At 47.5% G+C, this 20433-nt stretch carries 17 protein-coding genes; 7 read left to right on the top strand and 10 right to left on the bottom strand.

Annotated features, from left to right (window positions below):
• Positions 1 to 7: 7 nt before the first annotated feature.
• Positions 8 to 895 (bottom strand): RHS repeat-associated core domain-containing protein, encoded by an 888-nt coding sequence (locus tag AB2U10_RS01760; RefSeq protein WP_367914435.1) that lies wholly within the window; start codon positions 893 to 895, stop codon positions 8 to 10.
• 89 nt (positions 896 to 984) lie between these two features.
• Here AB2U10_RS01760 and AB2U10_RS01765 point away from each other — a divergent pair, with 89 nt between their 5' ends.
• A complete protein-coding gene (locus tag AB2U10_RS01765; RefSeq protein WP_367914574.1) occupies positions 985 to 1125 on the top strand; it encodes a helix-turn-helix domain-containing protein in 141 nt (46 codons plus the stop codon).
• A 268-nt stretch (positions 1126 to 1393) separates the two neighbouring features.
• On the opposite strand, the gene AB2U10_RS01770 is transcribed toward AB2U10_RS01765, so the two are convergent.
• From AB2U10_RS01770 to AB2U10_RS01785, 4 genes are all read right to left on the bottom strand, one after another.
• Positions 1394 to 1639 (bottom strand): hypothetical protein, encoded by a 246-nt coding sequence (locus AB2U10_RS01770; protein ID WP_367914434.1) that lies wholly within the window; start codon positions 1637 to 1639, stop codon positions 1394 to 1396.
• A gap of 2 nt (positions 1640 to 1641) precedes the next feature.
• A complete protein-coding gene (locus AB2U10_RS01775; protein WP_367914433.1) occupies positions 1642 to 5040 on the bottom strand; it encodes a DUF6443 domain-containing protein in 3399 nt (1132 codons plus the stop codon).
• Position 5041: 1 nt separating this feature from the next.
• Positions 5042 to 6388, bottom strand: a complete 1347-nt coding sequence (locus AB2U10_RS01780) for a hypothetical protein (RefSeq protein ID WP_367914432.1) — start codon at positions 6386 to 6388, stop codon at positions 5042 to 5044.
• Between the two features lie 68 nt (positions 6389 to 6456).
• Positions 6457 to 8265, bottom strand: a complete 1809-nt coding sequence (locus AB2U10_RS01785; RefSeq protein ID WP_367914431.1) for a hypothetical protein — start codon at positions 8263 to 8265, stop codon at positions 6457 to 6459.
• A gap of 321 nt (positions 8266 to 8586) precedes the next feature.
• Between AB2U10_RS01785 and AB2U10_RS01790 the strand changes: the two genes are divergently transcribed.
• Positions 8587 to 10368, top strand: coding sequence for an acyl-CoA dehydrogenase FadE (locus tag AB2U10_RS01790; protein WP_367914430.1), 1782 nt, complete (start codon positions 8587 to 8589; stop codon positions 10366 to 10368).
• Positions 10369 to 10563: 195 nt separating this feature from the next.
• Here AB2U10_RS01790 and AB2U10_RS01795 read toward each other — a convergent pair whose 3' ends face one another.
• Positions 10564 to 11181, bottom strand: a complete 618-nt coding sequence (locus AB2U10_RS01795) for a hypothetical protein (RefSeq protein ID WP_367914429.1) — start codon at positions 11179 to 11181, stop codon at positions 10564 to 10566.
• Between the two features lie 212 nt (positions 11182 to 11393).
• Here AB2U10_RS01795 and rpmG point away from each other — a divergent pair, with 212 nt between their 5' ends.
• The 3 genes from rpmG (at position 11394) to AB2U10_RS01810 (ending at position 12209) form a co-directional block, all read left to right on the top strand.
• Positions 11394 to 11576, top strand: a complete 183-nt coding sequence (rpmG, locus tag AB2U10_RS01800) for a 50S ribosomal protein L33 (protein ID WP_367914428.1) — start codon at positions 11394 to 11396, stop codon at positions 11574 to 11576.
• 19 nt (positions 11577 to 11595) lie between these two features.
• Positions 11596 to 11748: a DUF4295 domain-containing protein gene (locus AB2U10_RS01805; protein WP_367914427.1), complete on the top strand. Its 153-nt coding sequence runs from the start codon at positions 11596 to 11598 to the stop codon at positions 11746 to 11748.
• A gap of 65 nt (positions 11749 to 11813) precedes the next feature.
• Entirely contained in the window at positions 11814 to 12209 is a 396-nt protein-coding gene (locus AB2U10_RS01810) for an acyl-CoA thioesterase (protein ID WP_367914426.1), read from the top strand.
• Positions 12210 to 12287: 78 nt separating this feature from the next.
• On the opposite strand, the gene AB2U10_RS01815 is transcribed toward AB2U10_RS01810, so the two are convergent.
• On the bottom strand, positions 12288 to 15503 hold the full coding sequence (locus AB2U10_RS01815; RefSeq protein ID WP_367914425.1) for a carboxypeptidase-like regulatory domain-containing protein: 3216 nt from the start codon (positions 15501 to 15503) through the stop codon (positions 12288 to 12290).
• Positions 15504 to 15634: 131 nt separating this feature from the next.
• Complete coding sequence (locus tag AB2U10_RS01820) at positions 15635 to 16135, bottom strand: hypothetical protein (RefSeq protein ID WP_367914424.1); 501 nt, start codon at positions 16133 to 16135, stop codon at positions 15635 to 15637.
• A gap of 158 nt (positions 16136 to 16293) precedes the next feature.
• Here AB2U10_RS01820 and AB2U10_RS01825 point away from each other — a divergent pair, with 158 nt between their 5' ends.
• Both AB2U10_RS01825 and AB2U10_RS01830 read left to right on the top strand, forming a co-directional pair.
• Positions 16294 to 16629, top strand: coding sequence for a PadR family transcriptional regulator (locus AB2U10_RS01825; protein WP_367914423.1), 336 nt, complete (start codon positions 16294 to 16296; stop codon positions 16627 to 16629).
• A 4-nt stretch (positions 16630 to 16633) separates the two neighbouring features.
• A complete protein-coding gene (locus AB2U10_RS01830; protein WP_367914422.1) occupies positions 16634 to 19030 on the top strand; it encodes a PspC domain-containing protein in 2397 nt (798 codons plus the stop codon).
• A gap of 166 nt (positions 19031 to 19196) precedes the next feature.
• Here the strand turns inward: AB2U10_RS01830 and AB2U10_RS01835 are convergent, their stop codons facing one another.
• Both AB2U10_RS01835 and AB2U10_RS01840 read right to left on the bottom strand, forming a co-directional pair.
• Positions 19197 to 19682: a hypothetical protein gene (locus AB2U10_RS01835; RefSeq protein ID WP_367914421.1), complete on the bottom strand. Its 486-nt coding sequence runs from the start codon at positions 19680 to 19682 to the stop codon at positions 19197 to 19199.
• Positions 19683 to 19685: 3 nt separating this feature from the next.
• Positions 19686 to 19862: a hypothetical protein gene (locus tag AB2U10_RS01840; protein WP_367914420.1), complete on the bottom strand. Its 177-nt coding sequence runs from the start codon at positions 19860 to 19862 to the stop codon at positions 19686 to 19688.
• Positions 19863 to 20433: the final 571 nt, after the last annotated feature.

Consider the following 20433-nt stretch of genomic DNA (forward strand, 5'->3'; position numbering starts at 1 on the left):
TTTTGAACTAATCTTTCAAATAAATATGATAATTTTTATCTACAATCATTTTCCCTGGTTTTGCAGAATTTGGTTTTAATGTTTCAAAATTCACGTGTGGCCCACCACCATGCGCTCCTGTAATATCACTTTTCCCCATTCTAAAAACTCTAGTTCCATCTTCGGATACATATCTACCACTACCAGAAATTGGTTCTTTATAACCTTTTCCCAAAAATCTTTCTCCTAATTCTAAAGCTTTAGTTGAACTAACTTTCATCCCATCTTTTAAACCAAGGTCAGTCGCAGATTCAAAAGTATTTTTTACAGCTCTCGCCCCCTGTGATTTACTGGTTTGGGCAAATATTTTTCCTGTTGTATTACCTCCGGGAACAATCATTGCTGCATCAGCTACCGTTGCAACTACCTCGTTAATTATTCCGGACGCTGAATTATCAGCTTGTTTTCTGGTAAAGGAGGTTTCAAAAACTTCCTGTCCGTTTTCAACCTTATAGCCTGCTCTTAAATCAGAACCAAAAACTCTAAGGGCAGTATTATACACTGCGTGCTTGGCATCATAAAAGGCCGTTACTGCAAGTTTCGCAAATAAAAACTGGTCTTTCGTGGGATCATCGCCGCAGCAGGGTTCATCCAAAGCCCCTGTAGGATCAATGCGATTAACGGGGTTATTGCTGTTATAATTATAGGGTGTGAGAGAATATCTTTGTTCACTTAGTGGATCCACCCGGTCAAACCGCCCGATCGTCGGGTTATAAACTCTGGCCCCAAAGTCTATCCTATTGAGGTTAAAGGTAGATTCTTTTTCCTTCCCCTGCAACTCCCAACGGTTCTGGAAGCTGTTCACCACACCCGTATCATTCAGCCTCACCCCCCACGGATCAAAGTTACTGCCCATTTAAAAGAACTTTCTGCATTTGCTAAGCGCCGCATTTGCAAGATACTTTCTTCTTTTCATTCGGCCGGCGTTCCTGTGAAAAAATAAAGGTGGTTCATTTCTGTTTCAGGCAGCTAAGAGACCTTAAAAAACTTTCTCAGAAGGAAGTCTCCACACACAGCTCCATCCCTCAAAGCCAGTACAGCCGCATCCAAAACGGCCCTCTATCTCTACCCTGGAAAACTGGCTGAGGTATTTGAAGTGGATATAGCCGCGTTCTTTAAGTCCGATGAACTGGACCAGGAAGTCAACCTGCCCCTGATGTAAAAAATAAAGCTGATCGATGCCCTGGCTGCTGACGAGCAGTAGGAACTGCTTAAAATGATCGATCTAGCACTGGCCAATAAAAGAATGAAAGACAATCTACAGTCGATTATTGAACAATAATGAAAAAGGCCAGGCTAAACAGCCCGGCCTTCTGACGTTGCTTTAAGAGTACTTTTCCATTTCAGAACAGTGTCATTCTTTATCTCGAATTTTCTGTCTTGCCTTAGAAAGAATTTCTTGATAATTACTATCAAAAATGGCAGAAGTAACCTCTTCTAATTCAGCTTGCATATCCCATAAAACCCTTTGTTCTGCTTGATCCTGAAATAAAGCAGGGTGTTCATTTTCATTGAAGTTGTGTAGCCATTCAAGTAATACAAGGGCTTCATCTTCACTAAAGGTTACTTTAATAGTTCTGTTTTCAATATTTGCTTTCATATCTATAATCCTCCGTGTTTAAGAACATTTTGTAACTGTGCAGGGTTGAGCTTCCAACCACTTATAAAGTGTCCTGATGGGCTTGATATTACATTTAATCCTGTATTCGGATTTACATAGTGTATTACCGATTGCCCCCTATATAATCCATTAATACTTTGAACACCTGCGGAATTAATATGTTGATTAATGGCAGAACTATATCTACCTGCATTTGCCTTACTATAATTACCAGCTACACCAAAATCACCTGCATGTTTAAACTTGGCTTGTAGTTGTTTTGAAGTATTTAACAGGATATTGCTACTTTCCCTAGCTGCAACATTACTCACACCTCCTTCTACTACCACTTCAACCGCTCCCTTGCTTGCAAGACCAGTGGCTCCTTTAGTTAATAATGCCCCTACCGTTACTTCCGCTGCCAGCTCTCCTAATACTACCTGACTTTCATAACCAGGGTCGCTACTACCAGCTACTCTGTTTACATAGCCTTCTAAAGCTTCCCCTCCCGTCCTGGTGATTGTGTTAGCTAAATTTCCGCCATCCAGATTTACAAAGTTACTCAACCCTTGGGCAACTCCTTGTCCAATTCCTCCCAAAGTTCCTCCGGGATTTGAAAACAAAGACCTACCGAAAGATAATATACTTTTTCCATAATTTATAAAACCTTGTACCAGCGGGTCTTCCTTTTTCTTACTACCCGGTGGATCGGGTTCTTCAGCAAACATACCTGAAGGATCTATAAATTTTGAGGGTGAGTTGTATACAAAGTGATATGACGTCCAGCTAACAGCATATTCCGCCAGTGGATCGACCCGGTCAAAGCGCCCGATCGTCGGGTTATAAACTCTGGCTCCGAAGTTGACTCTGTTAAGCCCGAAGGTCATTTCCTTTTCTTTGCCCTGCAACTCCCAACGGTTCTGGAAGCTGTTCACCACACCCGTACCATTCAGCCTCACCCCCCACGGATCAAAGTCTGTGGCGGCCGTTCTTTGTAACGTGCTGCCGCTGGCCCCAAAGCTCACACGCGTGTTACCCAGGTGATCCTGGTAATCAAATTCATAAAGCCAGCTGCCCCCTGAGTAGACAGCACGGCCCTCCGGTACGGTCATCTGGTAAGGCGAGCCGTTCTTAAACACAAATATATCCGCATATTCCCAATATTCACCGGTACTGTACCCGGCTTTCAGCAGCTCATCGTTCCCGTTATAGGTGTACTTGATCCAACGACTGGAAGTCAGGCTGATCTCATCCGGCTGGTTGAGGTAGCTGTTGTAGCTGATGTTGGTGATCTGGCTGTGGTCATCTGTTTTCAGGTTGCCGTTGGCTTCATACGTATAATTCCCGCTACCGTGTGGAATAAGGTCTACGTCGTAACCCGTGATAACCGTATCAATCACATTGGTGAGACGGTTACCGCTATAGGTGTAGCCCAGCCGGTCTATGGCCCCGTACGTGCTGCTCCCTGTCTTTCCCCAACGCTGCAGGCCCATAATGTTTCCGTTGAAATCATACTTCATGTTCAGAAGAGAGTAGTTTTCGCTTCCTAACCCGGAATACGTAGCTTTCCCGAGCTGCTTGGCGGCATCGTAGGAAAAAGTATATGACCGCAGCCCCACTGCACTGTTGCTCACCACATGGTTCCACTGCTGCCGACCAACGGTACCGTCCCAACGGCCCGCCGTTTCGTATTCCAGCTTATAGCTGAACAAATCTCCCTGCGAAACATTCGGAACAGCATTGCCTGAACCGTTAAGATTGATACCGCTTAAACCGCCCCGGATATGCCACCCGTAATCAATGGTCTGGAGGCCGTTGATAGAAGTGCCCGAAGCGGTGTATGTACCGTTCGGCATGTATTTCTTCTGGCTCATACGGCCTGCCTCGTCATAGCTGTAACGCACAATCTCTGCAGGAGATGTGTTGATGCCATGATAAATTTTGATCAGCCGCCCTCTGTAATCGTAGACGTTGTGTGTCTTTACCTCTACCGTTCCTGTTGGAAAAGGATAGGTAACATATTCTTTCAGCACTTCTCCTGAAAAACTGTACTGGTAGTTTTTTACAATTACGTTGCTGTGGTTGGTAATGCTTTTCTGATGAACATGCTGTGTCTGGATCCGGCGGCTGAAATCATCGTAATAATAGGTATCGGTATAATAGACGGCATCGTCACGGCTGTTGCGCTTGGCCACCCCCGTAAGAAGCCCCACAGCGTTGGTTTTTTGCGGGTGAAACGCTCCTGACGGCTTAAAGGCAAACTCGGATGCAATGAACAGGTAATTGTCATAAAAATAATATCGTTCTATTTCTTCCGGCAGGGGTTTTAGTGAAGTGGGAAAACTCAGCTCCGTATATGCCCAGTCTTCCCAGCGTTCGCAGGTAATGGTTTGCGCATCAAAAAGTGCCTGTGCCGAAGCCCGGGTGGTGGTTTTCTGCATCTCTCCTTTGGCAATTTCCCGGCTAAAGGCATCGTACTGCCAGAACGTCCACCGGTTCAGAGCCTTCTGACGGGCATTTTGCTGCATCACCGGCCGGTCTGCCTTATCGTAAACAATTTCTGTCCACCCCTCTCCCGGGATGTGCTTCCTGATTACCCGGTTTCTCAGGTCATATTCATAGCCGAAGACATATTTCTGCCAGGTATCTGAATCTTTTGTGATCGAAAGTCCGAAGTTATACGCCTGCGGCTGGATCACCGCTGCCAGCCGGTCACGACCGTCATACACATATAAGGTGAGCTGGTTGAGCGCATCCCGCGTTTCTACCACGCGGCCGTTCATATCGGTTACCTTTGTAGCCTGGTTATTTTGTTCATCGGTCACTATTTCTGTCCAGTAACGCCCGAAAGCTATATAACGGTTATTGAAGACCAGGTTTCCGGAACCGTCCACAGTGATCAGTTTTATGTTGCTACCGCTATACGATGCAGTCTTTACCGTACGACCGGCGGTTTTCCAGGCCTGGCCCGGCCCCCGCGCTTCCCGCACTTCACCCAGAGGCGAGAGGTCAAACCGCAGGGTTTCGTCATACGGTACGGTATCTCCGTAAAAAGACTGGGCCGGGCTCAGCACCGAGCTCTGGTAATCGCCGGTACCTGTAGTCATGGGAAATGCCAGGTAGCTTCTTACCGGTTGCAGTCCCCGGTTATATTCCGTACTACTCAGCACGATATCTTTTCCGGCAGGACTTTGCCTGTATCCCACGGTCTGCATGAGGTTTCCGAGCCCGTCAAAATATTGCAGGGTAGTTATCGCATTGGTGTCGTTGGGAACTCCGCCCGAGTCGGCACTACGAAAACGCGAGTGTACAATAGCTGCCCGGCCCGATGTGGGGGCAACCTGTGCGTACAGGTCACCACATAGCAGAACCGTTACTATCAACAAAAGGGATCTTTTCATGTCAGTTGGAGATTAAAGTTAAAGCATTCTGATACGTGTAGAGGTCTACTTCTTTGCCGTTACGATCTTTCACCTTTCTGAGGCGGTTCATGCCGTCATATTCATAACTGAAGATCATACCGTCAGGGCTGATCAGCTGCTTTACGCCTATACCCGGATAATAAATGGCCGATGTGATTAGCGAATAGGCCAGGCTACCCCGCAAAGCCGACAGGGCAGAAACGATACTGCTTTCATTGGTCAATGCCCCGAAAGTTTCGATACTCCCGATAACAGCGGTCACCTCTGTTTCCGTAGCATTTGAGATCAGCGCTACAGGATGGGTAAAATTATAGCTCCAGAGGTAAACATAGCTTATGCCGTCATGGGTGGTAAACCCACTGAGAAGACCCTGGGAGTTGTAGGTACGTGTTTCTTCCAGCTTAAAATCAGAACCGGGGTATACCGCCGGGTTGTGGATATGATTAGCGTCGCTCTCATACCGGTAAACCTGTATAGGTTTACCGTTGGTATCGTAACCGGCCAGCTCTCCGCTAACGGTTTGAGAGCCGATGGTCTCCACTACCTTTAGGGGCTTACCAACGATGTGCTTGCTTTTAAGCGCAGCAATATTCGTTCCTGAAATGTTATTAAAATCTTCTGCATAATAGGTGGTTTGCTCGCTGATTTGACCGTCGCTCCGTGCCCTTTTCACCTTATAGGGTTGCCAACGGGCATTATAGCCGAAGCCCGTGCTGTCCATGCGTATAAGCCAGTCTCCATCATCATTATACAGCCAGTTGACTTCTTCCACTTTCCCTGACCTGTCAGTAAAAAGCGGATCAATATCCGTTGAAAATATATCATAAGATCCGGAATACGTTATGGCGGTGGGGCAGGGATAATTGAACTGCACCACAAGGCTCCGGTTTTCAAAAGGGGTATCTACATGCAGAGGCGCATAACTGTTGCTCTGTGCTTCTCGCATCCGGTTTTTTCCTGAAAATTCATACTTTAAATTCAACAGTCCGCTCCTCCAGGGAAGTGCAGGTCGGTTAGAGTAATTTAAAAAATCAGGAAAACTACCTATATCCGCCCACTGTTTATACCAATAGTCGGTATATCCTTTCAGATAGCTTATTTCCTCTACTCTTCCGTATTGAAGATGAAAACCCTCAAATGTATCCGTATTATTTTCGGAGATCTCGAATGAGGCTCCGCAGAAAGAGCAATTGCTCGACATATATTCGGGCCGGGCCACCAGTTTGAAATAGTCAAACACTAAATACGTATTTGGATCCCCTTCCTTATAGATCAGATTCCGGATATCGGGCTGACCGGTTCTGGGATAGCGTTTAATTTTCGCCACCCGGTTTCCACCGGTACGAATCCATACCTGTTCCGGATCAGGGGCCCGGATAGTGAACCAGGCAGCACTTACGTATTGCAGGGGGCCTGTATTTCATAACGGTATCCACCCGCCGGCAGGCTAACGATCAGGGTATTCTCCCATTCTTCGGCAGGACTTTGAGTGGTGTTTACCACGTATGTCATGTCTGAAAGACGTTGAATACGAATGGTGACCGGGCTGGAGTTTGACTGTATGTGAAGGCTTATCTGAGCATTGATCACCGCAGAGGTGAGGGTAAAATCCTGAATAACCGTATCACAAACCCCGGTTACTGACCGAAACAGCTCGGTATAATAGTTTTCCGTATCTTCTGCTTCATAGAGGGATACCCTGCCTACTGACTTTTTATACTTGTTCGTTTCGTATTCCAGCCAGTCGTACCCTTTATCAGGGTAGGTTATTTTACGGAGCATTCCCCAACGGGAGAAAATTGCATCGGGGTGCCGGTTGGCTCCCCCGGCTACAGTACCTAAGGTATTGTAAGGGTTTAAGCTGCTGTAATTGTAGCGGGGCACCTTATCGGTATTGGAGGTTTGTCCGTTATAGTAACCCCGGTAATCTACCGCATGGTTAGGAACGTTCGTGCTTCCCGGCTTAACAAGCCCCGGTATGGGGACAGGGCCGGAAGACGGGTAATAATCAAATGCCCAGGTTTGGGTAAGTGTAGTGTCTGTGCCGCTCAACGATACGGAATTTAACTGGAGCCTGTCTTGCGAAAGCGCATCCATATAGCCGTACTGAAACAGCGCCTTACCGATTACCTGGTTATTTATATTCCGGTGCCGGATAGCCTGAAGTGCTTTGCTTTTGACACCGACAGGACTCTGCAGGTCGTTCCGGTTGGTCAACTGAAACTCCAGCTTCCCACCCGGGTAATCTATCCGGTTAAGTAAGCGCTGCCCTATAAACTGGTAACTGATAACATAGTGGGGCGTATAAGCCGAATTCACCGGGCAGGTATATCCTGAAACATATGTACCGCTGGAGTACGCCCGCCGGCTTTCATAAATCTCATAGCCGGAGTCTTCCGCATATACCAATGTTACCTCCCGGCCCGCCGGTGTTACGATCTTCGTCAGAAACCAGGTAGAGGCACCTTCTGTAAAGGTCATGCCGCCATAGGTATCATCCTGGTAGCTTCCCGATGACAGCGACCTTATTCCGAATATATACCGGTAACCGGCCTCGTCAGTGACCGTAAATACATTGGAGGCAAACTCCACTTTCAACGGTTCTTTGTTGAAAAACTTGACGGTGTCGCGATCAAAGTAGAAGCTGTTGCTTCTGCCCAGGAAATGCAGAGAGAATACATCAAACTGCGAATCTATGTTCTGCTCCGCCACCTGCCATAAATAATCGTATTTCGATGCCCCGGTAAGTGTACCGTTATGGTAGCTGTCCAGCTTACTTCTTACCAGGGCCAGCTGCAACCCTGATGTACTGAAGTCATCCAGGCCCTTATGATACTGTACAATGGTACCCCCAACATTTACATCCCAGCCGTTGCCCGTCCAGGAAGGAATCTCCGCCGGCTTCAGCCCCGAATTGGAATAAGCCAGTGTAACAGGGATCCGGAGCTCGTCATCAATCACCAGGGTCATCAGGGGCAGGGCATAGCTCACCTGGCCCGTATTGTAATTGACAGGAACGTTGGCATACTTCTCAAAAGCAGCGGCATTCGGGCCCACCAGTGTGCTCAGGTCACGGCCTGAGCCCCAGAAAGACGGGGCCTGTGCAACACTCCGGGCAATAATGCTGTCTTTGTCGATAGTTTTTTCCTGGCAGTAAGCCACAGAAGACAGAAGTAGAGTGAACAGGATAATTGTTTTTTTCATAGGAGGATAAATTAAAATGTATAAAAACGACCAAACGGGCGTGGAAACGCGCTTTACAGGCCGGAAGATCCGGGTTTACTAAGGAGCTTTAAAAGCTGCATAGGAAAGTTAAGCACAAAAAAATGGTTTTCCTAAATATTTCTCCCCAATTTATTATACGGTACCCGCCATCACGCCCCTCTTATTTCACCAAAAAATCTCCGAAAATTCCTAAAATTTTTAAATGGTATGCTTGCATACTATTATTTAAATTCATTACTTTGTAAGTAGTATGCAAGCATACTGATAAAAATGTTTTACCCCATCTAAAAATAAGTAGTAATGAGTTCGTTAAAAGGAGGAGAATTCCTGATCAAAGAAACCGCCGCCGGGCAGATCTTTATCCCTGAAGAATTTACCGAAGAGCAGCAGATGATTGCCGATACCTGCCGCGACTTCATCAAAACGGAGATTCATCCTATCCTGGAGGAGATCGATAGTGCAAAATCGCCCCAGCTCATTTCTTCGTTAATGGACAAGGCCGGCGAACTGGGCTTATTGGGTACAGCCGTACCGGAGCAATACGGCGGCTTCGGCATGAATTTCAATACCTCTATGCTTGTAGCAGAAGTGCTGGGTGCCGGCCACTCTTTCTCCGTGGCCCAGTCGGCGCACACCGGGATCGGCACCTTACCCATCGTATATTACGGCAATGAAGAGCAAAAGCAGAAATACCTACCCAAGCTGGGTACCGGCGAATGGAAAGCCGCCTACTGCCTGACAGAGCCTGACTCGGGTTCAGATGCCAACAGCGGCAAAACCAGGGCTGAGCTCACTGCCGATGGAAAATTCTATGTGCTGAACGGCCAGAAAATGTGGATCACCAACGGAGGCTTTGCCGATCTCTTTATCGTTTTTGCCAAAATAGGAGAAGACAAGAACCTGACCGCCTTTATTGTGGAGAAGTCTTTTGGCGGCATCACCATGAATGAACCCGAGCACAAGATGGGCATTAAAGGCTCAGATACCCGCCAGATTTTCTTCAATGACTGCCACGTACCGGTAGAAAATATGCTTTCTACCCGCGAAAACGGGTTTAAAATAGCGGTGAATATCCTGAATGTGGGTCGCATTAAGCTGGCTATTGCAGCGGTTGGCGGGTCAAAAGCCGTTTTAAACCATGCCGTAAATTACGCCAACGAAAGAAAGCAGTTCGGCATTTCCATAGGCCGTTTCGGTGCCATTAAGCACAAGCTGGCAGAGATGGCTACCCGGATCTGGACCAGCGAAACGGCCTGCTACCGGGCCGGCCAGAATATTGATGACCTCATTGACTCGCTGGTGGCCTCGGGCATGAACGACGCCGAAGCCAAGCTGAAAGCATTGGAGCAATACGCCATTGAATGCGCCATCCTGAAAGTAAACGGCTCTGAAACCCTCGATTATGTGGTTGATGAAGGCGTACAGGTATATGGAGGCATGGGCTATTCGGCCGATGCCCCTATGGACAGGGCCTACCGCGACTCCCGCATTAACCGCATATTTGAAGGCACCAACGAGATCAACCGCATGCTGGTACTGGATATGTACCTCAAAAGAGCCATGAAAGGCGAGCTTGACCTCCTCGGACCGGCCACTGCCGTTGGCAAGGAGATCCTGTCTATCCCTGAATTTGGCGGAGACAGCTCAGACGAAATGTTTGCTGCCGAGAAGAAAGTGATCCGGAATCTGAAAAAGGTGGCCCTGATGATTGCCGGCTCGGCCGTACAGAAATTTATGATGAAGCTCTCGCATGAGCAGGAGGTTCTGATGAATATCGCTGATATTATTATGGAGGTTTACGTGGCTGAATCGGCCCTGCTGAGAGTAGAAAAGCTGGCAGGCCTCAAAGGCGAAGAAGCCGTGGCCCTGCAAAAAGACATGGCCCTGGTTTACCTGCAGAATGCCGTGGCCAAAGTGGCGGTGTCCGGCCGCGAAGCCATCAGCGCTTTTGCCGAAGGCGACGAGCTCCGGGTGATGCTCATGGGCCTGAAACGTTTTACCAAAATCGAACCGGTCAACACCAAAGACGCCAGGAGAAGAATTGCCGATGCCATGCTGGCAGAGGGGAAATATATTTTTTGATAGAAGATAAGAAGCCAGTGAAAAGTTAAAAACTAAAAGTGAAAAGTTGCGGTGCATTTCTCTGCTCTTGTCCACGCAGAGTCTCCCGTTCAGGAGGCTCTGCGTGCTGAACAGAAAGCAGCGTTGCACCGGCAGCTAACGTTAACTTTCAGACCATAACTTTTCACTTTTAGTTTTTCACTTTTAACTTGCCTCTTACTTCGGTCCGCTTTTGTATGGCAGTGCCCCGATCAGGTCACTTACTGTACGCCGCGCCAGGTCTTGCGGCGAGTCAAAACGGCTGCGGATATATTCCCGGTCAGAAATGCTCCAGACTTTCTGCTCTGCGCCGGCATCAAAGAGATCAAGGCGGGTAACGATGCCGTTGCTTCCCGTGAAGCCCCTCGACATACTGAACTCAACCGCACTGCTGCCAAAAACCACGGCGTCTACCCCCAGTAATGAGGCAATCCGTGCTTTCTCCATACCTATAAGCTGCGAATACGGGATACCCGACTGCTCCAGCGTACGGTTAGTGGTCAGGTAGTCCTGCACCGTAATACCCAGTCGTTTCTTATTGACTCTCCTGGCCAGGTCTTCAAACGCCGATCTCTGCAGATCAATTCCGGCCCTTCTTTCCTGCTCTTCCCACGGGGTTTTTCCCTCGCGCATTACCTTTTTGTACTCTTCGCTGAACTTCACATCAAAAGGCAGCACAGCCACCCGCTTATGGGCACTGATCAGCGCTTCGCTGTCTGGCAGCGTATAGGGCTTTGCCGTTTTACAGGCATAGAAACCCCACATCACTAAAAATAAAACCCCTATCTTTTTCATAAAAATCACTTGGTTTGAGAATAACGTACAAATCACTTATTAGACATATATTACCTTTACAAAGTTTAAGCAAGAAAGCGCTTTTTCAGGCAAATACGTATATCGGGCGGGATTTGCCGGCAAGAATCAAAATATTCAGCTAAAGGTTTTTAAATCAAATATTTTATATTATCTTTGCAGCCCGATTAAGATAGATTTAATTAATTAATAGAATGGCAAAGAAAGGAAACAGAGTTCAGGTCATACTGGAATGCACTGAACATAAGACTTCAGGAGTACCTGGAATGTCGAGATATATCACTACCAAGAACCGTAAGAATACTACTGCAAGGCTGGAGCTCAAGAAGTATAATCCTGTCCTGAGAAAGGTTACCGTTCATAAAGAAATCAAATAATCTGAAATAATAGAAAGACATGGCAAAGAAAGTAGTTGCGACCCTAAGGGACAAATCCGCTTTGAAGAGCTTCGCTAAAGTGATCAAAGCCGTTAAATCTGATAAAACAGGAGCTTATACTTTTAAAGAAGAAATGGTTGCTGCGGATAACGTAGCCGAAGCTTTAAAATAATTATACTCCTTTGTATATATTTCAGCCTTGCCGGTAACGGTTAAGGCTTTTTGCTTTATACCCTGATGCAAGAGACCGTTTTCACCCAAACCCGGATCATCTCAGAGGCCGACCTCGATGATATGCAGCACGTTAACAACGTGGTGTACCTCCGGTTTCTGCAGGAGGTGGCCATCAGCCACTGGGATTCCCTGGCGCCCCGGGAGATCAGGGATACGGTAAAATGGGTGGTACGGAAGCACGAAATAGAGTACTTCTATCCTGCCCGGCTTCACGATTGCGTAGAGCTGGTTACCTGGGTAAGCTCAGCCGGTGGTGTCAGCAGCGAACGCTGTTATGAGATCCGCCTCAACGGGAAAGTCATTGTCAGGGCCCGCACTCTCTGGATCGCCGTAGATCCCGTTACTCAGAAACCCCTGCGCATTTCAGATGCCGTAAAGCAGCTGTTCCAATTGGCCTGAAACACCGATGACGCAGATTTCCGGGATCTATACCAATGGTATTTCCCGGAAATCTGCGTCACCTTGCGTCTTTAAGCCTTATTTGTTAAACAACTGGTCAAACGTGAGCGACACGTAATACGTGCTTCCCACCATAGAGCTACCAAATGCCTGGAAGTACGGCTTACCACCGATGTTGTTACCCCCTATCTTCAGAATAGACTTGATAGAAGACAGCTTGGCGCTCACCTGGGCATCAAAATTGGTAATGGCCGGTACCTGTGAATTGGTAAAGAATGCCTGGCTGGCATCTGTAGGGGTACCAAAGCTTGCTTCCCACAAGAACCTGGTCTGGTGACGAAGGTTCACATTAAACCCGAATTTGTCACCGCTTCCGATCCGCTTGCCAAACGAAGCGTTATAGGTATACTCCGGCGAGTTAAAGCTTGCATACTGCTGTTCAGGCGATGCCTCAAAACCGTCGAGCTTATTGTGGGTTACGTTAATACCGGCATTATATCCTTTATTGAAGGAATAATTCATGGCGGCGGCCCATCCGTAAACCGTAATTACTTTCTCGGTATTGGAAGGGCGCGAGAAGCCTTTATACAAACCGGCACCGATACCTGACTCTACGGGCAATCCCGGTACTGCCGGAGAAGGAGCCGTTGGCACCACAATGGTCGTACCACCAATATAGTTCTCGTATTTGCTGAAATAATAATAGGCATCAATAAACAGCCTTTTCGCAATCAGGCCCTTGTACCCGATCTCATACGATGTGATCTTTTCCGGCTTCAGCGCTTTGGCCTGGTACTTCGGCAGGGCGGCCACTCCATAGGCCGGAGCCAGCTGTCCGGTAACCGTAGCCAGGTTAGCCTGGAGAGCCAGCGGAAGCTGGGTAGCCACATTGCTCTGGATAGCGTTGGCGATCTGCGCGGTAATGGTCTGCTCGATGGTTTTCTGGATACCGTCTGATGCCATCTGGCCGGCCACCTGCTGCTGAATCACCACATCTCTCTGCGATGCAGGGATCTGTCCGGCAGCAATAGCCGCATCTACCTGCGCAGCCACCTGGGCAGTTACCTGGGCGGTTACGCCTGCTATTACCTGTTGCTCGATCAGCGGGCGCTGTGCATTAACAGCTGCGGTAACCTGCTGGTTCACCGTTTGCGTAATGACAGCGGTGGCATGCTGCTGAGCCTTGGAAAGGATGCTGGCCTGCGTGGCGGCATCAAAATAATTCAGTCCCAGCTTGGTGAACTGGTCAAGGGTATATTTCGTGATACCGCCGGCCAGGTTATACTCCTTGATTTTATCAAATTCAGGCAAGCCGCCGATCAGCGTACCCTGAGGTGTCTGCAGGTTAATGTACTGGTTCTGGGTAGTAGGTATCCGGAAACCGGTCTGGTAAGACAGGCGTATATTGTTCTCTCCGAACGAGAAGATCCCGGATAAACGGGGAGAGAACTGTCCGTCAAAATTCTCGTTCTTATCGTAACGCAGCGATCCTACCAGGCGGAAATGATCGTTAAACATTCCTTTCCCGGCCTGGATATAGGCACCGTATTCGTGAATAGCGATGCTGCCGTCACGCCCTTCCGCCATATCATTGAACAAGGTACCGTCTGACCGCAGGTTATATACCCGGTAATTGGCTCCTACCATCAGGTCCATGAAGGAAATCTGGTTTTTGAAATTGTACAGGCCTTCCAGGTGCCTTAAGTTAGACTTATCCAGGAAACCGCCGCCACCTTTCACAATAGGAATGTTATTGAATTCTTCCGCCCGGTTTTTCAGGTCCTGTCCTGAAGGCAGGCCTTTGTCTGCAAAGCTTCTTGCCGCCAGGTGCGCCTGGTCAGAAGGAGCTCCGCTCTGAAGCGCCTGGAGGTAGGCCCCCACATACTCTCCGAACCAGCTGGCATGCGGTTTAACGTCATTCAGCAGCTGTACCGCCGACAGTCCCAGGAAAGCCGATTTACCCGAATTTTCCATAGTGGTGTACGCCCGCAGGTTAAAATTATCTCCCCTCAGCTCCAGCTTTGCCTGGCTGATGCTGAAGTCTTTTAACGAGTAACGGCCGGTTCCGGTATAAAGCGTGGTACCGTAACCGTAGTTATATTGCCCGATCAGCTCCATTTTCTCGGTTGGCCGGTAATGCAGCGCCAGGTTGGTTTTGAACGAGTGGGTTTCATTATCTACCATATCGGATTCAATAAAGCCCGTTCTGCTGACCACCTGGTTAGGTACTATAGCGGCGGCACCCTGTGAAAGCAGGCCGGCCGCTACCAGTCCCGATGCTACGGTTTGCATGTTGGCCGATACCTCATCACCGTACACATTCAGCCCGTTATAATCCAGGTCAACTCCCTGGCCGCGTTTCCCGTTTTCAACACCGCCTACGTTCAGGTTGGCGAAATTCCGGGCCTGCCAGTCCTGGGCAGTCAGGTAAGACAGGTTCACTTTAAAAGCTATTTTGTCATTAAAAGCCTTGGCATACCGCAGAGACGCATCGTAAAACGGCGTATTGGGCTTGGTGCGGCCTTCTTCACTCATGATTCCTCCGCGTACATTGGCGCTCAGTCCCTGGTACAGGAAAGGGCTCTTGGAGTTCATCAGGATCAAACCGTTGATGGCATTGGGGCCATACAGGGCAGATGCCGCTCCCGGAAGTACTTCTACCGACTCCACATCCAGCTCGGGCATACCAACAATATTATCTACGGCAAAATTCAATGCCGGCGACATGTTGTCCATACCGTCAATCATCTGCACCACTCTTGGGTTACCTGTAGAGCCAAAGCCCCGCATGTTGATCGATTTGAACAGGAGACCCTGTGTGGTAAGGTTGATTCCTTTCATGTTACCCATGGCATCATAAAAGTTAGGTGCGGTAGTCTCCCGGATTGTCCGCAGATCAATCTTCTCTACCGTCACCGGCGACTTCATCTCGCTTTCTGCCACACGCGATGCCGAAACCACGATCTCCTGTCCGAGGATACTCTGGTCTTCCAGCGAAACACGCAGGTCAGTACCTGATCGCTCTACCCGCACTTCCTGCGGCTTATAGCCCACAGAAGAAACTACCAGGTCAAAAGGCGGCGGCGTACTGGTACTCAGCCTGAACCTGCCGTGAATATCCGTGATCGTACCGATTACTTTTCCTTTCACCTGAACACTCACTCCCACCAGGGGCTCTTTTGTTTTCGCATCTTCAATAGTCCCCGTAACTTCTGTTTGCCCGTAAGTAAATGCTGTTCCCGATAAAAAAAGGCAGATCACCAGCAGTAATCTGCAGTGTAGAATTTTACGCATAATAATTTTTAATAAGGTTTCTCTATTTTTTATACAATAATAGAAACTAAAAACTATTTAAGTACAATTTTTTAACAGCAAATTGCAAATTATTTATACGCGAAGATATGTACGTGCGGAATGTACGCCATTCAGAACAAAACTTTCAGGTAATGAATGGCTATGGTCTGAAGAAAACCGGCCAGGAGGCCGCAAACAAGCATCTTTTCCAGGATCTCCCGCTTGGGGAACCGGAAGCTAAGGGCCAGGAAAGTTCCCAGCACGGGTGTGAATAAAAACGGGGTAAGCAGGGCCACGCCCCACAGGCCGAGGCTGCTCTTGATCTTAACCGCCAGGCGCGTGGTGCGGCTGAATACCTTGCGGCTTCTTTTCCCGAAGATCCGCCTGATTTGGGGCGAGTGGGCTACACGATGAAAAAACGCTGCTATTTTCATAAACCAACGGGTAGCGGATAATCTTTTCAACAGGTTGCTCCCATAGGTGATCAGGAAAACGGTGAGCATCATACCGGCAGCAGAGCACAGGGCGGTTTCCAAAAGCGATAAGCCCATGGCCATGCCGGCTACGGGTCCGCCTACAAATTTAAAACTGGAGGCAAGCGCTACTGCTATATATTCTGAAACGGGATCCATGAACCTGATAAACAATACTCCGAAATACAAAATTCCCGATAATTTCGGGAATTAAAAAAATTATTTCACCAAGTATCTTGTATTACAAAGTACTGTGTTTATATTTGTAGCGAAAAAGCTATTACTTACGTTTTACCAAACTTAAATAAAGTGTCTTTATGAATTTAGAAAATGCACAGGTACAAATGCGGAAAGGCATTTTGGAATACTGCATTTTACAGATCATTTCCAGGGGGGAGGTATATGCCTCCGAGATCCTGGAAGAGCTCCTGGCCGCCAGGATCATGGTAGTGGAGGGTACACTGTACCCCCTGCTTACCCGTCTGAAAAATGCTGAACTCCTGGATTACAAATGGATCGAATCCTCGTCCGGTCCGCCACGAAAATATTATATCTTAACCGAAAAAGGACGTGCTTTCCTGAGCGAACTATCCCTTACCTGGGAAGAGTTATCATCATCTGTCAACTCTATCATTGCCAAATCCAAAAAATAAAATCATGAAAAAGACATTACAGATCAATATCGGGGGCTTCTTCTTTACCATAGAAGAAGAAGCTTACCATAAGCTAAACCATTATCTGAGCTCGCTGAGAACCTACTTTTCAAGTTACGAAAGCTGTGACGAAATTGTACAGGACATCGAAGCGCGGATAGCCGAGAAATTCTTTGAAAAGCACCAGGCTACAGGCATAATTGAGAACGATGACGTTGACCGGATCATTGCTTCCATGGGCTCCGTATCTGACTTTGAAGCGGTCAAAGAAGAAGAAGACCTTCATTCGGCACCCAAAGCGGCAGAACCGGCCTACCAGACTGAGCCTCCGCTGATCAGCGGACTCTACCGCGACGGCAAGCGTAAAGCCCTGGGCGGCGTGCTGGCCGGTATTGCCTACAAATATAAATTTGACGTGGTCTGGGCCCGGATGATCTTCCTGGTATTTACCCTTGGCCTGATCGGTGAAGGCGTAGGCCCCGGCCTGATTCTTGTTTACCTGGTGTGCTGGGTGGTCATGCCTGTACGGTACGACCTGGAAGATAACCCGTCGGTACGGAAGCTCTACCGGAATCCTGACGACAAGGTGATTGGCGGGGTAGCCTCCGGGCTGGCTTCTTTCCTGCGGATGGACGTGAAGATCGTTCGTATTATCTTTGTGGTATCGGCTTTCCTGGTCATTGGCATCATCCTGTACCTGCTGTTGTGGATCCTGGCTCCGCTGGCCCGTTCGGTGACCCAGAAGCTTCAGCTGGAAGGCCAGCCGGTCACTATTCAGAACATTGAGAAATCTGTACGGATCAAAGAAGGAGAGCAGCCGGTTAAAACCGAGAGTGCCTTGTCGAAGATCCTCCTTTTCCCTTTCCGGCTGATCGGGCTGTTTTTCTCCCTCCTCGGAAAGCTGGTACGCCCTTTCGGGGCGCTGCTCAAAGTGCTGGCCGGTGTTGTGCTTATCCTCACCGGGATATCCATAGCCTTTAGCGCACTGGTAGGCCTGGGGGCTTTCTTCGGCCTGCTGAATTCTTACCAATGGTTTGACACCGGCAACCTGGAGCTCAACTACATTGTTGCTGAAATCCCCCCGTTGGGTGGAGTATTTGCCTTCTTCACTATCTTTATTCCCGGCCTGGCCCTTATTTTTGCCGGTACCATGCTGATTGTGGGCAAGGCCATCGGCAACCGGAACTTCTGGCTGACCCTCCTGCTGCTCTGGTTCACGGGCATTGTCGGGGCCGTATCCGTCGGCACCAAATACTCGCTGAACTTTGCCAACCGCGAAACAATAGAAACGGAGCAGTCTTTTATTCCTCCGAAAGACGAAGTACTGATCCTTGACGCCAGGAGCGCCGAGACCTACCGGAACGGTGTGCGCCCCTCTTTCTCCGTGGCGGGCACCAACCTGGATAAAGTTTATGTAACTAAAATAGCGAAATCCAACGGGCCTACCTCCCGCGACGCGAAAAGGTTTGCAGAAAACATAAAATACGCTATCGTCCAGGACGGAACGGCACTTACCTTTGACAATAACTTTACTACCCGTGAAGGCGACCCCTTCCGCGACCAGTCGGTAAGGCTGGAGATAGAAATCCCGAAAGGTACACGTTTCCGGTTTACCAAACGGTACCTCGATGCCTTCGGATTTCCCTGGAATATAAGCCGTGCCGGCTTCAACTACGACTACTCCGGTCAAAACACGTTTATCGTGAATGAGACCGGCGAAATTCAGTGTCTCGACTGTCCGCAGAGTGACCCTTACGAAAACGTTGAGCGCGATTTTGAGGACGAGGCTTTCGGTAGCGAATTTGAAAACTGGGAAAACCGGCCGCATAACGTGATCATCAGACCGGGCTCGGCGATTGACAAGGTGGAGATCGGCGAAAAATTCAGGATCCTGCTGGTAAGAGCCGATTCCACGGCCGTTAAGCTGTATTCTAACGAAGAAAGTAACATTGACGATACCCGCGTGCAGGTAGTCAACGGGAAGCTGACGGTAAGCTACCGCGACCCTTTCAAAAAACACGACAGCGAGACCCTGGTATTCATCAGCACACCGGGGATTTCCGGGGTATCTATTGAAAATGAGGCCATCCTGAAGATGTATGGTTTTGAAAATGTTTCCAAAGCAGATATCTCTGTTTCGGAAAACAGCAAGGCGGCCATTCATCTGAACGCCCGCAACCTGGCGCTGAATGTAGATGACCGGTCGAACGTGCTGCTCCTGGGGCAGATCGAAGACCTGAAAGCCACTGTTTCAGACCGGAGCATCCTCAAAGCGCAGCAGGCCAAGATCACGAATGCCGCGATCTCCGCTACCTCCTCAAGCGTAGCCGAGCTGGGCAAAGTGAAAAATAAAACGTTCAGACCGGAAAAAGATTCGATCATCAAAGACGAGGATAATTAAATTTTATAGTGTTAGAATAGTTGGAAAAACAGGGGCGGGTTCGCTCCTGTTTTTTTGTGAAAGGACAGTAAGGGATTCGACCCCTTACGTCCTACTCGATTGTCCTTTTGTTCCTACAAAATTATTCGTTCAATTTTTGTAGAATTCAGGAAAATTTCAACTACCATTACTTTATTCCTACGTTTTCCCAAAATGTCCTTTTCCTATATTTTCTCTTCAATTTAGACAAGACGATATTTTCGAATTCTAGTTTTACATTCCTATTTGAATCTCCTTTCAAATCATGGTTAACTTCCTTCCAATTGTACAAATCCTGTATATCACAAATTGAAACCAAGCCAATAATAGTCTCATTCTTGTTTTTCTCTTGGATAATGGTTTTAAATATTGTACCCGTATTTACATTCTGAAAGTAAAATGAATACCATAGTTTTCTAGAATCTGTGTAGGAATCTTTAAACTCCGGATGTCTGGATAATGACAAATCCGGATACTCCTTCTTTAGATTCTCTAAGTCTGCTATTAATTCTTTCTCACTACACTCATTAAAAACATATTCTTCCCTGTATGGATAACTCCCCACAGAAAACAGATCACATGAATACAGAGCTACTGAGAAAATACTCAAAAAAAATATACTTTTATTATTCATAAATCAATATCGTTTAGGGGGACTAAGTTTATTTATTACTCCCATACTAGAAACTTTATAATCTAAATAAATACTAATACCAGCATTTTTATCGACTAAAAACTTGTAAATGGATTTAGGGGTAGCTGTTAATCCAAGACCTAACGCTTGAAGCCTTTCTTTGGGCATAACCTCTTTCATAATAGTCGCCTAAATAGTTCTTAGGGTTGTTACCCTCTGGGTATGTCAATCCAAATAAGTTTTCACCTACAGTGGAAGGGCCTAAACACGTAACACATTGCGGTTTAACAGAGTTGCCCTCTTCCTTGTTTTGTTTTTATCTTTATCATCTCCATTACCCCTAACTCCATCCATAAACGCTGCAATCTCCTCAGGGATATCCGTTCACCCACATACCGTTAGGAAAGAGGATTATTCAGCACATAATTATACCCCAAATATCTGTAGTACAGCTCAGCCACCGAAAGATAGCTTTTCCCTATAATTCCCAACGGTTCGTGTCTGTATAACTGTCCGACCAACATTTCAAACTTTCAACTCAAAGAATTTTATACTTATATGCGCAAGATAATTTTTCTTTTCTCTTGCCAAACAAGGCTCACATAATGGTTGACAGTACCAAACTGGATACCTTTATTCGTGACCATAAAGCTAAACAGCATTATGCAATATGATAAAAACCCCGATTTCGGGGCTTTTTATTCTCGTAACACCAAAGGGGCAAATATTATATCACAAAACCTATTGTATC

The organism is Leadbetterella sp. DM7 (assembly GCF_040829825.2).
Taxonomy (GTDB): domain Bacteria; phylum Bacteroidota; class Bacteroidia; order Cytophagales; family Spirosomataceae; genus Leadbetterella.

What these genes read in the sequence shown, in the direction of transcription:
- AB2U10_RS01820 (WP_367914424.1), bottom strand. Translation starts at nt 16,135, where the DNA reads ATGGATCCCGTTTCAGAATATATAGCAGTAGCGCTTGCCTCCAGTTTT.
- AB2U10_RS01815 (WP_367914425.1), bottom strand. Translation starts at nt 15,503, where the DNA reads ATGCGTAAAATTCTACACTGCAGATTACTGCTGGTGATCTGCCTTTTT.
- AB2U10_RS01785 (WP_367914431.1), bottom strand. Translation starts at nt 8,265, where the DNA reads ATGAAAAAAACAATTATCCTGTTCACTCTACTTCTGTCTTCTGTGGCT.
- AB2U10_RS01775 (WP_367914433.1), bottom strand. Translation starts at nt 5,040, where the DNA reads ATGAAAAGATCCCTTTTGTTGATAGTAACGGTTCTGCTATGTGGTGAC.
- AB2U10_RS01760 (WP_367914435.1), bottom strand. Translation starts at nt 895, where the DNA reads ATGGGCAGTAACTTTGATCCGTGGGGGGTGAGGCTGAATGATACGGGT.
- AB2U10_RS01810 (WP_367914426.1), top strand. Translation starts at nt 11,814, where the DNA reads ATGCAAGAGACCGTTTTCACCCAAACCCGGATCATCTCAGAGGCCGAC.
- AB2U10_RS01790 (WP_367914430.1), top strand. Translation starts at nt 8,587, where the DNA reads ATGAGTTCGTTAAAAGGAGGAGAATTCCTGATCAAAGAAACCGCCGCC.
- AB2U10_RS01835 (WP_367914421.1), bottom strand. Translation starts at nt 19,682, where the DNA reads ATGAATAATAAAAGTATATTTTTTTTGAGTATTTTCTCAGTAGCTCTG.
- AB2U10_RS01805 (WP_367914427.1), top strand. Translation starts at nt 11,596, where the DNA reads ATGGCAAAGAAAGTAGTTGCGACCCTAAGGGACAAATCCGCTTTGAAG.
- AB2U10_RS01825 (WP_367914423.1), top strand. Translation starts at nt 16,294, where the DNA reads ATGAATTTAGAAAATGCACAGGTACAAATGCGGAAAGGCATTTTGGAA.
- AB2U10_RS01830 (WP_367914422.1), top strand. Translation starts at nt 16,634, where the DNA reads ATGAAAAAGACATTACAGATCAATATCGGGGGCTTCTTCTTTACCATA.
- AB2U10_RS01795 (WP_367914429.1), bottom strand. Translation starts at nt 11,181, where the DNA reads ATGAAAAAGATAGGGGTTTTATTTTTAGTGATGTGGGGTTTCTATGCC.
- rpmG (WP_367914428.1), top strand. Translation starts at nt 11,394, where the DNA reads ATGGCAAAGAAAGGAAACAGAGTTCAGGTCATACTGGAATGCACTGAA.
- AB2U10_RS01770 (WP_367914434.1), bottom strand. Translation starts at nt 1,639, where the DNA reads ATGAAAGCAAATATTGAAAACAGAACTATTAAAGTAACCTTTAGTGAA.
- AB2U10_RS01840 (WP_367914420.1), bottom strand. Translation starts at nt 19,862, where the DNA reads ATGAAAGAGGTTATGCCCAAAGAAAGGCTTCAAGCGTTAGGTCTTGGA.